The 12,840-nt window shown below is 45.9% G+C and carries 12 protein-coding genes and 1 riboswitch; all 12 genes read left to right on the forward strand.

The window, feature by feature from the left end:
- The first annotated feature begins 41 nt into the window (after positions 1-41).
- Positions 42-533 carry a MogA/MoaB family molybdenum cofactor biosynthesis protein gene (locus tag K3F53_RS02495; protein ID WP_057899963.1) on the forward strand — a complete coding sequence of 164 codons (492 nt, stop codon included), beginning with the start codon at positions 42-44 and terminating at the stop codon, positions 531-533.
- Positions 534-591: 58 nt separating this feature from the next.
- Complete coding sequence (gene tatC, locus K3F53_RS02500; RefSeq protein ID WP_057899962.1) at positions 592-1,383, forward strand: twin-arginine translocase subunit TatC; 792 nt, start codon at positions 592-594, stop codon at positions 1,381-1,383.
- A gap of 314 nt (positions 1,384-1,697) precedes the next feature.
- Positions 1,698-1,979, forward strand: a complete 282-nt coding sequence (gene groES / locus K3F53_RS02505; RefSeq protein WP_057899961.1) for a co-chaperone GroES — start codon at positions 1,698-1,700, stop codon at positions 1,977-1,979.
- A gap of 89 nt (positions 1,980-2,068) precedes the next feature.
- Positions 2,069-3,694, forward strand: a complete 1,626-nt coding sequence (groL, locus tag K3F53_RS02510; RefSeq protein WP_057899960.1) for a chaperonin GroEL — start codon at positions 2,069-2,071, stop codon at positions 3,692-3,694.
- A 234-nt stretch (positions 3,695-3,928) separates the two neighbouring features.
- Positions 3,929-4,030: riboswitch (purine riboswitch) on the forward strand.
- A 130-nt stretch (positions 4,031-4,160) separates the two neighbouring features.
- Positions 4,161-5,699: a glutamine-hydrolyzing GMP synthase gene (gene guaA, locus K3F53_RS02515; protein WP_220559297.1), complete on the forward strand. Its 1,539-nt coding sequence runs from the start codon at positions 4,161-4,163 to the stop codon at positions 5,697-5,699.
- A gap of 35 nt (positions 5,700-5,734) precedes the next feature.
- The gene (locus K3F53_RS02520; protein ID WP_057899959.1) at positions 5,735-7,111 is read left to right on the forward strand and encodes an NCS2 family permease; all 1,377 of its coding nucleotides are present in this window, start codon (positions 5,735-5,737) and stop codon (positions 7,109-7,111) included.
- A gap of 337 nt (positions 7,112-7,448) precedes the next feature.
- Positions 7,449-8,579, forward strand: coding sequence for an HD domain-containing phosphohydrolase (locus tag K3F53_RS02525; protein WP_062731164.1), 1,131 nt, complete (start codon positions 7,449-7,451; stop codon positions 8,577-8,579).
- Between the two features lie 251 nt (positions 8,580-8,830).
- Entirely contained in the window at positions 8,831-8,923 is a 93-nt protein-coding gene (locus K3F53_RS02530; protein ID WP_082706114.1) for a sporulation protein YjcZ, read from the forward strand.
- A gap of 149 nt (positions 8,924-9,072) precedes the next feature.
- Positions 9,073-9,162, forward strand: a complete 90-nt coding sequence (locus tag K3F53_RS02535; RefSeq protein ID WP_082706113.1) for a sporulation protein YjcZ — start codon at positions 9,073-9,075, stop codon at positions 9,160-9,162.
- Positions 9,163-9,746: 584 nt separating this feature from the next.
- Positions 9,747-10,235 carry a 5-(carboxyamino)imidazole ribonucleotide mutase gene (purE, locus tag K3F53_RS02540; RefSeq protein WP_057899958.1) on the forward strand — a complete coding sequence of 163 codons (489 nt, stop codon included), beginning with the start codon at positions 9,747-9,749 and terminating at the stop codon, positions 10,233-10,235.
- A complete protein-coding gene (gene purK, locus K3F53_RS02545; protein WP_057899957.1) occupies positions 10,232-11,368 on the forward strand; it encodes a 5-(carboxyamino)imidazole ribonucleotide synthase in 1,137 nt (378 codons plus the stop codon). Before purE ends, purK begins: the two co-directional genes overlap by 4 nt.
- 20 nt (positions 11,369-11,388) lie before the next feature.
- The gene (gene purB, locus K3F53_RS02550) at positions 11,389-12,684 is read left to right on the forward strand and encodes an adenylosuccinate lyase (protein WP_057899956.1); all 1,296 of its coding nucleotides are present in this window, start codon (positions 11,389-11,391) and stop codon (positions 12,682-12,684) included.
- Positions 12,685-12,840 lie beyond the last annotated feature (156 nt).

The raw sequence follows: 12,840 nt of genomic DNA on the forward strand, positions 1-12,840 counted from the left end.
TATAATTGAATTTTTATGTATAATAACGGAGGGTTACCTGAATGTGGAAAATTGGGGTTGTCACATCTAGCAACTCGGTGTATCGCGGGGAACGGGAGAATGATTGTTTTCTGAGACTGGAAATGTTGCTGAAAAGCAATTTTGACGTTGATGTTACCCACCATCGCGTGTCGCCTGACAATATAGAGATGCTTAAAGAAAATATGATTGAACTTGTCGACCGGGAAAGAGTCGATTTATTGATTACAATTGGCGGCACAGGACTGAGCCCGGAAGATGTGACTCCAGAAGCGACGGAACTTGTTATTGATCGCCATGTTCCGGGGTTGGCTGAAGAAATGCGCCGCTCTGCTATGCAAAATTCGCGCAAGGCATTGTTGACGCGCGCCGCCGTAGGTACGCGTGGAAATGCGCTGGTAATTAATCTTCCAGGAAGCCTCCCGGCAATGGAATGGTGTTTTCTGGCGATCGCAGACCAAATTTCGTCAGCGCTGGCTATTATTCAAGGAAAAAATGAAAACGTAAATATTTAAAGGTGCAAACAACACTATATTTTGCAAGCTGTTTGTTAAGAGAGGGTTTGAACAGCATATGAGCAATGAAGACCGAGATATGCGGGTGGTGGAACACTTAAGCGAGTTGCGGAGACGTGTAATCTGGGTGTTGATTATTTTCATGGTGGCGTTTATCGGCGCGTTTGTCTACGCTGATCCGGTTGTCCGCTATTTTCAGAAAAACGCCGATATTCAGTGGAATGTTTTCGCTCTTGGCGACGGATTACGCGTGTACATGCAATTTTCATTTGTTATCGCGCTGGTGGTTACCCTTCCCTTTATGTTGTATCACATCTGGCGATTTGTTTCTCCGGGGCTTCGCCCGCATGAACGAAAAGCGGCTGGCGCTTTTATCGTTCCAGCATTCTTGCTTTTTATAACAGGGCTGGCTGTAGGATATTATTTAGTATTTCCGATGCTCGTAAGCTTCATGAAGAAGTTTTCCGAGAAACTCGGTACCGTAGAAACGTTTGGAATCTCTCAGTATTTTGGTTTCATGTTCAATATTGTGATCCCGCTGGCCTTGTTGTTTGAATTGCCGATCATTGTTATGTTTTTAACACGGTTACGCGTGTTGAACCCAATGCGGATGAAGAAGATGCGAGGTTATTCATATTTAGTTTTGGTCATTATAGCCTCGCTCATTTCACCACCAGATTTTATTAGCCATTTAAGCGTTTTTGTCCCACTGGTCATTTTATATGAAGTAAGTGTTGTGCTATCACGTATTGTGTACCGGAAACAACTGAAAGAAGAAGCCGAATGGGAACGCGAGTTTTATGGAGAGAGACAGGAAAAAGACGCTGTGCTAACGGTTGATAGAGAATAATAAGTATAATAGGGATAAGAGAGCCGAACCTTCCGGCTCTTTTTTTATCGTTTAAGAAACGTGGTTATTTGATGAATCAATACTTACCACAAGGAAAAGAGGAGTGAAGAATACGCGTATTTTCTACTCTAAATTCTGGAAAATAAACAGCCGTATTTTAGAATAAAGCTTATACGAAACGTACAAAATGAGAAAGAAAAATTTTTGTAACGCGGGGCTTGCAAAATGGAAATAAAGTATATATTATAATAATTGTGTTAGCACTCGTTTGTAACGAGTGCTAACAACTATACTTAACAGGGAGGTTGTTTTCAGTGTTAAAGCCATTGGGTGACCGTGTGATTGTAGAACCTATCGCAAAAGAAGAAACAACTGCTAGCGGAATCGTGCTTCCGGAAACAGCGAAAGAGAAGCCGCAAGAAGGCAAAATTATTGCTGTAGGAAACGGCCGTTATGAGAACGGTGAGCGCGTAGCTTTGGAAGTAAAAGAAGGCGATCGTGTTATCTACTCCAAATATGCTGGCACTGAAGTAAAATATGGCGATAAAGAATTGTTAATCATGCGTGAAAGCGACATTCTCGCGATTGTTGAGTAATCACTGAGAACGGCACTTTCATAAGTATCTGAGTTTTTCACCGTGCAGGTATCTATATAAAGACTACATAAATTAGGAGGGCGAACAGAATGGCGAAAGAAATTCGTTTTAGCGAAGAAGCGCGCCGCGCGATGCTTCGCGGTGTTGATACGCTTGCTGACGCAGTAAAAGTAACTCTCGGACCGAAAGGCCGCAACGTGGTACTTGAAAAGAAATTCGGTTCTCCGCTTATCACAAACGACGGTGTGAGCATCGCGAAAGAAATCGAGCTTGAAGATCCGTTCGAAAACATGGGTGCACAGCTTGTTAAAGAAGTTGCGACCAAAACAAACGATGTAGCGGGTGACGGTACGACTACTGCTACCGTTCTGGCTCAGGCGATGATTCGCGAAGGTCTGAAAAACGTAACAGCGGGCGCAAACCCAATGGATGTTCGCCGCGGTATTGACAAAGCGGTTCGCAAAGCGGTTGAAGAACTGCATGCTATTTCCAAGCCGATCGAAGGCAAGGAGTCTATCGCACAAGTTGCTGCAATCTCTGCTGCTGACGAAGAGATCGGCCAGCTGATTGCAGAAGCTATGGAAAAAGTAGGTAAAGACGGCGTTATCACAGTTGAGGAATCTAAAGGTTTCACAACTGAACTTGATGTTGTAGAGGGTATGCAATTTGACCGTGGATATGCATCTCCGTACATGATTACGGATACTGACAAGATGGAAGCGGTGCTTGAAAATCCGTTTATCCTGATTACTGACAAGAAAATCTCCAGCATCCAAGATATCTTGCCGATCCTTGAGAAAGTTGTACAACAAGGCAAGCCGCTTCTGATCATCGCTGAAGATGTAGAAGGCGAAGCGCTGGCAACGCTTGTTGTCAACAAATTGCGTGGCACATTTACTGCGGTAGCAGTTAAAGCCCCTGGATTCGGTGATCGCCGCAAAGCGATGCTCGAAGATATCGCGGTATTGACTGGCGGTCAAGTAATCACTGAAGACCTCGGTCTTGACCTGAAGACAGCTTCTCTGCAACAACTTGGTCAAGCCGGCAAAGTTGTTGTAACGAAAGAAAATACAACAATTGTAGAAGGCGCTGGTGACAAAGCGAACATTAACGCTCGCGTGAACCAAATCCGCGCTTCTATCGAAACAACAACTTCTGACTTTGACCGTGAAAAACTGCAAGAACGTCTGGCTAAATTGGCTGGCGGCGTAGCAGTTATCAAAGTTGGTGCGGCTACTGAAACTGAATTGAAAGAGAAAAAACTGCGCATCGAAGACGCGCTGAATGCTACTCGCGCTGCTGTTGAGGAAGGTATTGTAGCTGGCGGTGGTACTGCGTTTGTAGCTGTTTACAATAAAGTAGCAGAAGTTGAAGCGGAAGGCGATGAAGCTACTGGCGTACGCATCGTTCTGCGCGCTCTTGAAGAGCCGGTACGTCAAATTGCTGCCAACGCTGGCCTTGAAGGTTCTGTTATCGTTGAGCGCCTGAAACAAGAAGAAGTAGGCATCGGCTTTAATGCGGCAACTGAGCAATGGGTGAACATGATCGATGCTGGTATTGTTGACCCGGCGAAAGTTACTCGTTCTGCGTTGCAAAATGCTGCATCGGTTGCGGCTATGTTCTTGACAACAGAAGCGGTTGTAGCCGACAAGCCAGAAAAAGAAAAAGCAGCTCCTGGCATGGACGGAATGGGCGGCATGGGCGGTATGATGTAATCGCCTCTGGGAGAAACCCCTTCGAAGAAGTTCGAAGGGGTTTTTGCATGCATTTCGCCGGATTGAGAGAAGAAGCAACATCATCTACAGTTCTGATTTTTTTTAATAAATTTATGGTATGACGAATGAAAAAGCAAAAGAAAAAGAATTTATATGAGGAAAATCCGAACAATTAGATAGAAAAGAGGGTTAAATTTTCATATTTTAGTGCTTGACTTTTCGAATACCTCTGGTAAACTAAATTCGTTAAAGCCTCATATAATCTCAGGGATACGGCCTGAAAGTTTCTACCGAACGACCGTAAATCGTTCGACTATGAGGACAGATAGCTGTGCACCAGGTTTCTGTCTCTATACTTTTTTATAGAAAGCCTGGTTTTTGTTTTTTTATAGGAAAAAATAAAAATGCTAAAATGTTTGTTATGCTTATAGATGCAGCGATTTATACAGAGGAGGATTTTACAAAGATGGACAAGCCGAAAGAGTTAGTTGTAGTTCTCGATTTCGGAGGACAGTATAATCAGTTGATTGCACGTCGTGTTCGTGATCTTGGTGTATTTAGTGAACTTATACCTTATAACACTCCGGTTGAAGAATTGGAAAAGCTGAATCCAAAAGGGATTATCTTCTCCGGCGGTCCAGCGAGCGTATATGCCGAAGGAGCGCCACAGTGCGACACCCGCATTTATGACATGGGAGTGCCGATTCTGGGTATTTGCTATGGTATGCAGTTAATGTCTCACAATCTGAAAGGGAAAGTGGAACGCGCGGGCGTGCGTGAATACGGGCGTTCCGATATTTCCATTCATAATGATTCCCTGTTCTTTAAAGGGCTCGACAAAACGGAAACAGTATGGATGAGCCACTCAGACAAAGTAATCGAGGTGCCTGAAGGTTTCCAGATTGACGCTAGCAATGAAGCGTGTCCGGTAGCAGCTATCAGCCATCCGGTGAAGAAGTTCTACGGTGTCCAATTTCACCCGGAAGTTCGTCATTCCGTACGCGGCAGCGAGATGCTGAAGAACTTCCTGTTCGAAATCTGCAAATGCGAAGGCAATTGGTCGATGGAAAACTACATCGATATGATGGTAGAAGAGATTCGCCAAAAAGTCGGCAACAAAAAAGTGCTCTGCGCACTGAGCGGTGGCGTGGACTCTTCCGTAGTGGCCGTGCTTATTCATAAAGCGATTGGTGATCAGTTAACATGCATGTTTGTCGACCATGGTTTGTTGCGTAAGGGTGAAGCGGAAAGCGTAATGGAGACGTTCGCTGAGAAATTCCAGATGAACGTGATTAAAATCAATGCCCGCGAACGCTTCTTGAATAAGCTGAAAGGCGTATCTGATCCTGAGAAAAAACGTAAGATTATCGGTAACGAATTTATTTATGTGTTTGAAGAGGAAGCCAGCAAGCTGAAAGACATGGACTTCCTTGCCCAGGGTACGCTGTACACAGATATCATCGAGAGCGGTACGGCAACGGCACAGACAATTAAGTCACACCACAATGTAGGTGGCTTGCCGGAAGATATGAAGTTTGAGCTTATCGAACCATTAAACAAATTGTTTAAAGACGAAGTGCGCAAGGTGGGCGAAGAGCTTGGTCTGCCACGCGAAATCGTATGGCGCCAGCCATTCCCAGGCCCAGGTCTTGGAATTCGCGTGCTGGGTGAAGTTACGGAAGAGAAGTTAGAGATTGTACGCGAATCTGACTATATTTTGCGTGATGAAATCAAAAAAGCAGGTCTGGAGCAAGACATCTGGCAATACTTCACCGTGCTTCCGGATATTCGTAGCGTAGGTGTTATGGGAGATGGACGTACGTACGATTATACGGTTGGCATTCGTGCCGTTACATCAATTGACGGGATGACAGCTGACTGGGCGCGTATTCCGTATGAAGTGCTGGAGAAGATTTCAGTGCGCATTGTAAATGAAGTTCCGCATGTAAATCGTGTCGTTTATGACATTACGTCGAAACCGCCGGCAACGATTGAGTGGGAGTAAGTATAATTCGCGAGAGAAAAGGAAGAAAAGAGAAGATGGATAAGCTGTTCAGGTTGAAAGAGAATAACACGAATGTGCGTACGGAGCTTATCGCTGGTATTACCACGTTCATCACAATGGCATATATTCTAATCGTCAATCCGCTCACACTAACGGCCGGAGGGGCCACAGGCATGGATTTCAATGCTGTGTTTGTGGCTACCGCGCTTGGCGCGGGTCTTGTCACGATTATGATGGGATTGTTCGTGAACTATCCCATCGCGCTGGCACCTGGCATGGGTTTAAACGCATATTTCGCTACTGTCGTCATAAGTTCGGGGGGAGCCATTACCTGGCAAATCGCGCTCGCTTCTGTGTTTATTTCCGGTATTATCTTTTTTATTCTGACGATTACAAAAGTCCGGCAATTATTGCTGGACGCGGTTCCGGAATCTATCCGTGCGGCGATTACGGTAGGTATCGGTTTGTTTATTACGATTATCGGATTCAAGACAAGCGGCCTACTGACCGGTTTTTATATTGGAAAAGAGGGAGCAAAACCATTTACGGAGATGTCGCCGAATGACTGGCTTCTCCAACTTGGCAACTTTGTTGGACATAAAGAGATTTTGCTGACGATTATTGGTTTGCTGCTTACAAGCATTTTGATGGTCATGCGTGTACAGGCCGCGATTTTGTTAGGAATTGTTGTGACGACGATCATCGGTATTCCGATGGGGGTAACCAATCTATCCTCTTTGACAACCGCTCAGTGGGTGCCTGATTTCAGTAATCTGGCCATTGGACAGATGGATTTGGCAGGTGCGCTGAATGCAGGATTGTTAACGATTGTATTTACGTTTACGTTTGTCGAATTGTTCGATACATTCGGTACGTTGACGGGTACGGCCGCCAAAGCGGGCTTGCTGGATAAACCGGATGCAAAAAAACGCATCGGGCGTGCAATGCTGGTGGATGCTGGCGGGGTAAGCCTTGGCGCGTTACTTGGCACAAGTACCATTACGGCATATGTAGAAAGTGCAGCAGGTGTAGGCCAGGGTGGACGTACGGGTCTTACTTCAGTTACAACGGGCATCTTGTTTTTGCTTGCTTTATTCCTCGCTCCGCTTGCGTTGGTTGTTCCGGCTCAGGCGACGGCTCCGGCGCTTATCATTGTAGGTGTGCTTATGATGGGCGCAGTACGCGGCGTTGAATGGGATAACATGGTATACGCTATCCCGTCGTTTTTTACCATTGTGATGATGCCGCTGACATCTTCCATTGCTAACGGAATTTCGTTCGGTATCGTGTTCTACGTTATTCTCGCTACTGCGAACAATCTTGCTGGAGGCAGGAATAAGATTCATTGGCTTATGTGGATTCTTGCGCTGCTTATCATTGCGAGGTTTTTATTCATTGACATTAACGCATAACTCTATTGAAGTAAAAAAGCATCGGTTTTCACTTGAAGCCGATGCTTTTTTCACTTCGGAAAGATACAAGCTCGAGTTTTGTCGAATTTTTTTCTTAAATTATTAGAAAAGTTAGATCAATCTGTTGTACAATTTTAACATAAGTAGCGAGAAGTCTTCTTTCTCTTATAGATGGGAGATGAATCATTTTTTCTTTTGTATTTATTTCTGCAACTGGAGGGAGGTTCATTAGGAATATTTAGTTCGACAGCGAAGCTTGTAAAGAATTGCGCTTTGCCGTTTGCTTGAAAGGAGCCTTAAAGTAGGCGTATATAAACCGGGAGGAGATGGGGAGGCGATGGGCTTTTTCCCTTTTGCGACCGATAATATAAAAGAAAAAATGTGGATTGAAACATTTAGCGTGCTAATTGTTGATGACGAAGAATGCCATTTAGATATTATCGAGCAATTTTTATCCGAAAGAAACTATCGTGTGTTTTCCGCTTGCACGGGCACGGAGGCGCTGTGCATTCTTGAGAATGAAGATATCGATTTGGTTCTGCTTGACATTGCGATGTCTAGCATGGACGGATACAGAGTGCTTCGTGAAATCAGAGCGATGAAAGAGCGGTATATTCCTGTCATTATGCTTACTTCGTTTGATAGTAAAGAAGATAAAATCAAAGCGCTGGAGGAAGGTAGCGACGATTTTTTGAACAAGCCTATTGATAAGTATGAGATGTATGCAAGGGTGCAAACGTTGCTACGCATGCGCCACTATTCTAAACAAATGGCTGTCGCCAAACAGCGCTTGGAAAACGAAGTGGCGCGTCAGACGGCCGAGTTGCAGCAAGCGCTTAACGAGCTGCAATTGTTGAATAGCAAATTGGCGGACAGTCATCGAGAGATCGTAGAACGTTTGTCGGCAGCTGCCGAGTTTAAAGATCCAGAAACAGCAGCCCACATTCAGCGCATTAGCCATTACTGTGGGGTAGTGGCCCGGGCAATGGGCATGGGTGAAGAAGAGGTTAATCTGATGATTCAAGCCAGTCCCATGCACGATATCGGGAAAATTGGCGTACCCGATCGTATTCTTCTTAAGCCGGGAAAGTTGACGAAAGAAGAATTTGAGAAGATGAAACAACATACCGTAATCGGACATAAAATTTTAAGTGGTTCCGATTCGCAGTTGCTTAAACTGGCGAGTGAAATCGCATTATCACACCATGAGAAATATGACGGAACCGGGTATCCACGTGGTTTGTCTGGCGCCGATATTCCGCTGAGCGGAAGAATTGTGGCCGTTGTAGATGTGTTTGACGCTTTGACAAGCCGCAGGCCGTATAAAGCGCCATATCCAAATGAGAAAGCGTATGAAATCATTCGCCAGGGAAGCGGAACACATTTTGATCCCTTGATTGTGCGGCTATTTTTTGAAAATCTTTCTGAAATTTTACGTATTCAACAGCAATATCAAGATGAACGGTAAGAGCCAGAGCCTAGAATAGGCTCTTTTTTTTGGATAAAAATGGGCGGACGTCCAAACAGTCTGCCTGTTCAGGACATAGTATGTAACATGCCAAGTGATTCAAGGGCCTTGCTGAAGGGAGGGTATCGACACAACGTGAGTTGCTGAAATGGAGATAAAGTTGGGGTGATTTTAATCCTCTTTATTCTGCTGGTGGTAATCGCTTGCTCGTGTAATAGCTAAATTCCTAATAAGAAGGAAGGGTGAGGCAAATGAGTTGTTCTGGAGGATTTGGAGAAGAGATTGGCGTAATTCTGGTGTTGTTCATCTTGCTTGTAATTATTGCTTGCGCCTGTGACCGATGAAGAAAAAATAGGTATCCGCCGATTTTTCTGCCAGATAACAACGGGGTAGGCGGGTGTCCAAACCCTTACCGGTCAGGTGGCATACGTTGTAATATGGGTGATTGAACCCCCTGATGCTTTAGACAGCACGCTAGAAAGGGGTGAAATGAATGAGCTTTTTCAATGGAGATGACGTAATCGGTGTGATTCTGGTGTTGTTTATCCTGCTTGTTATTATCGCTTGCGCTTGCGATAGTTAATGCATAACATAACATGCAGGAAGACCGCCTTTCGGGCGGTCTTTTTTGGTGGCTAAAAAAGAGTTAGAATAGGGCTTGGTATGCGTCATGTTTTCTTTACTAGAATTTTGTAATAGCGAATAATATTATTTAAAAAAACGTTAAATGTTCGGTAATTTCCTTGACGAGCCTTGATTTGCTTGTTAAACTAAAAGTGAATTAAGCGGAAAGTGAATCTAGGGTTCCGCAGCCGAAGGCAGAGCTGTAGGTCCGAGCGATTCAGGCGTGCGATAGCACGCTACACCGTAGGGATAAAAGCCCAGGCGGTAGGTTTCCCGTTATTTAAGGGGAAATCTACCGCCTGGGCTTTTTTTGTCGTATAAGAAGGTATATGTTGCTTTATAGTGATAAAGAAACATATACTTTCTTTCCATAAGTAAATGAGGAAAAACATGCGAGGCGTGTGGTACGGAAGGAGAGAAAGACCGGCAACGTCCGCGAGCTTTTCTTGTGAAAATCATGAAGTAAGAAGAAAAAGCTAGCAGTCTCTGAGGTTTTTCTGACAAAGGAAACATACTAAGGGAAATAAGGGGGATTGCATATAGATGAATCAGCCGCTTGTAGGTGTGATTATGGGGAGCACGTCAGATTGGGATACGATGCAAGAAGCATGTGCCATTCTGGAAAAATTGAAAATACCTTACGAAAAAAAGGTGGTATCCGCTCATCGGACACCGGATTTGATGTTTGAATACGCCGAGAAAGCAGAGGAACGCGGATTGGAAGTTATCATTGCGGGAGCTGGCGGCGCGGCGCACTTGCCGGGCATGGTCGCTTCCAAAACGGCGCTTCCGGTTATCGGCGTACCCGTGAAATCTTCAACGTTGAATGGCCTTGACTCACTGCTTTCGATCGTGCAGATGCCAGGCGGTGTTCCGGTCGCCACAGTCGCGATTGGAAAGGCCGGAGCGATCAATGCAGGGTTGCTTGCCGCACAAATCCTAGGAAACAAATATCCGGAAATTCGTGATTGTTTTATGGCGCATCGGGAGGCCGTTAAACAAAAAGTGCTGGAGGCGGAATTGCCATTATGAGTAAGAAAAAAATCATTACGCCTGGCGCCACGATTGGCGTACTCGGGGGAGGTCAACTGGGACGAATGATGGCGCTTGCTGGTCGCGCGCTCGGCTATCGTTTCGCTACGCTTGATCCGACAGAAGATTGCCCGTGTGCCCAGGTATCGGATAAGCACGTTGCGACCCGTTACGATGACGTCGAAGGAGCGATGGAACTGGCGCAGGCCAGCGATGTGATTACGTATGAATTTGAAAATGTGGATGCGGATGTAGCGGCGATTTTAGAGGAAAAATCATACGTGCCGCAAGGAAGCAGTCTTTTGCGTGTGACCCAGCACCGGATTCGGGAAAAATCAACGCTGGCTTCGTTCGGAATTCCGGTGGCTCCTTTCCGTGTCATAGAGAATGAGCAAGATGCGGATCATGCGATTCGCGAATTGGGAGTGCCGGCGGTTATGAAAACGGCGACCGGCGGTTACGATGGAAAAGGTCAATACGTTATTCGCCAGGCGGAAGAAGCCGTATCCGCCTACCGCGAGCTTTCCAAAGCCGGTACGGAAATTATTATCGAACAATTCGTGCCTTTTACGAAAGAAATCTCGGTTATTGCGGCACGCAGTGTTTCGGGTGAAATTAGGACGTTTCCAGTGGCCGAGAACATTCACCGAGAAAATATTTTGCATCTGTCCATTGTTCCGGCGCGTATTACGGAAAATGTGACGGCACGCGCGGAGGAATTGGCTAAAACAATTGCAGAGAAGCTAGGAGTGGTCGGGCTAATCGCGGTGGAGATGTTCGTCACGGCGAACGATAAAGTGCTGGTTAATGAACTGGCGCCGCGCCCGCATAATTCAGGGCATTATACGATGGATGCTTGCGTGACTTCGCAGTTTGAGCAGCATATCCGCGCGATTTGTGATCTGCCGCTTGGAGATCCGAAGCTTTTAACCCCGGTTGTCATGGTCAATATTCTCGGCGAGCATCTTGAACATGTTCTTGATAAAATAGAGACGCTTCCTCGCTCCGCAAAACTGCACCTATATGGCAAAAAAGACAGCAAGCCGAAGCGGAAGATGGGACATATGAATGTCTTGGCGGAGTCGGTTGAGGTTGCGTTACAGCAAATAGAAGAATTACAAATCTGGGAGTAAATCAAGGGAGGATACGTAACATGATTCCACGCTATACCCGCCCGGAGATGGCGGCGATTTGGACGGAAGAAAACAAATTCAACGCATGGCTGAAAGTCGAAATTTTGGCCTGCGAAGCCTGGGCTGAACTGGGCGTTATTCCGAAAGAAGATGTTGAGAAGCTGTGGAAAAACGCCCGCTTTGATATCCACCGCATTTATGAGATTGAACAGGAAACGCGCCATGATGTGGTGGCATTCACCCGGGCGGTATCGGAAACGATCGAAGGCGATGAGAAAAAATGGATTCATTACGGCTTGACGTCTACCGATGTAGTGGACACCGCGCTTTCATACTTGCTTTTGCAGGCGAATGAAATTATCGAACGAGATCTTGTCCGCTTTATTGAAATTTTGAAGGAAAAAGCGCAAGAACACAAATATACCGTAATGATGGGACGTACGCACGGCGTACACGCAGAGCCGACTACGTTCGGTTTGAAAATGGCGCTCTGGTATGAGGAAATGAAGCGCAATCTTGAGCGGTTCCGCCGCGCGAAAGAAAACATTGCGGTTGGCAAAATTTCCGGCGCGGTCGGCACGTATGCCAACATCGACCCTTTTGTGGAAGCGTACGTGTGCAAAAAGCTCGGCTTGAAACCGGCACCGATTTCTACGCAAACGCTGCAGCGCGACCGTCACGCCGAATACATGGCAGCGCTGGCGCTTATTGCGACATCGCTTGACAAGTTCGCAGTAGAAATTCGCGGTTTGCAGAAGAGCGAGACGCGGGAAGTGGAAGAAGCGTTCGCCAAGGGACAAAAAGGCTCTTCCGCGATGCCGCACAAGCGCAACCCGATTGGCAGCGAAAACATTTCCGGTCTGGCGCGTGTGATTCGCGGACATATGCTGTCAGCTTACGAAAACGTTCCGCTCTGGCATGAGCGCGACATTTCCCATTCTTCTGTAGAACGCGTGATTTTACCGGACGCGACGCAGTTGATCAACTACATGCTGAATCGCTTCGGCAACATCGTGAAAAACCTGACAGTATTCCCGGAAAATATGAAACGCAACATGGATCGTACCTTTGGCCTCATTTATTCGCAACGTGTTTTGCTCAAGTTGATTGATAAGGGCTTAAGCCGTGAGGAAGCGTACGATACGGTACAACCGCGCGCAATGCAAGCGTGGGAAGAACAACGTCCGTTTCGCGAGCTGATTGAAGCTGATGAGAAAGTAAAATCGTTGTTATCGAAAGAAGAAATCGACGATTGTTTTGATTATAGCTGGCATCTGAAGCATGTAGACACGATTTTTGAGCGTCTCGGGTTATAAAGTAAGGCTGACTGACATCTCTTCCTTTTCTTGGCCGGGTTTTTTTAGCGTGCCTAAGCGAATGTATGCGCTCCGTTCTTCTTCAAGCGATCCCGCAAAATATGCAGGTATCTCGAATAGGAGAACAATTGCAATATCGTTTCATTTTGTGAAACA

The sequence above is a fragment of the Aneurinibacillus thermoaerophilus genome, from assembly GCF_019603355.1.
Classification (GTDB): Bacteria; Bacillota; Bacilli; order Aneurinibacillales; family Aneurinibacillaceae; genus Aneurinibacillus; species Aneurinibacillus thermoaerophilus.

Coding starts and splice junctions, on each gene's coding strand:
- K3F53_RS02495 (WP_057899963.1), top strand. CDS start 42: ATGTGGAAAATTGGGGTTGTCACATCTAGCAACTCGGTGTATCGCGGG.
- tatC (WP_057899962.1), top strand. CDS start 592: ATGAGCAATGAAGACCGAGATATGCGGGTGGTGGAACACTTAAGCGAG.
- groL (WP_057899960.1), top strand. CDS start 2,069: ATGGCGAAAGAAATTCGTTTTAGCGAAGAAGCGCGCCGCGCGATGCTT.
- guaA (WP_220559297.1), top strand. CDS start 4,161: ATGGACAAGCCGAAAGAGTTAGTTGTAGTTCTCGATTTCGGAGGACAG.
- K3F53_RS02520 (WP_057899959.1), top strand. CDS start 5,735: ATGGATAAGCTGTTCAGGTTGAAAGAGAATAACACGAATGTGCGTACG.
- K3F53_RS02525 (WP_062731164.1), top strand. CDS start 7,449: ATGGGCTTTTTCCCTTTTGCGACCGATAATATAAAAGAAAAAATGTGG.
- K3F53_RS02530 (WP_082706114.1), top strand. CDS start 8,831: ATGAGTTGTTCTGGAGGATTTGGAGAAGAGATTGGCGTAATTCTGGTG.
- K3F53_RS02535 (WP_082706113.1), top strand. CDS start 9,073: ATGAGCTTTTTCAATGGAGATGACGTAATCGGTGTGATTCTGGTGTTG.
- purE (WP_057899958.1), top strand. CDS start 9,747: ATGAATCAGCCGCTTGTAGGTGTGATTATGGGGAGCACGTCAGATTGG.
- purK (WP_057899957.1), top strand. CDS start 10,232: ATGAGTAAGAAAAAAATCATTACGCCTGGCGCCACGATTGGCGTACTC.
- purB (WP_057899956.1), top strand. CDS start 11,389: ATGATTCCACGCTATACCCGCCCGGAGATGGCGGCGATTTGGACGGAA.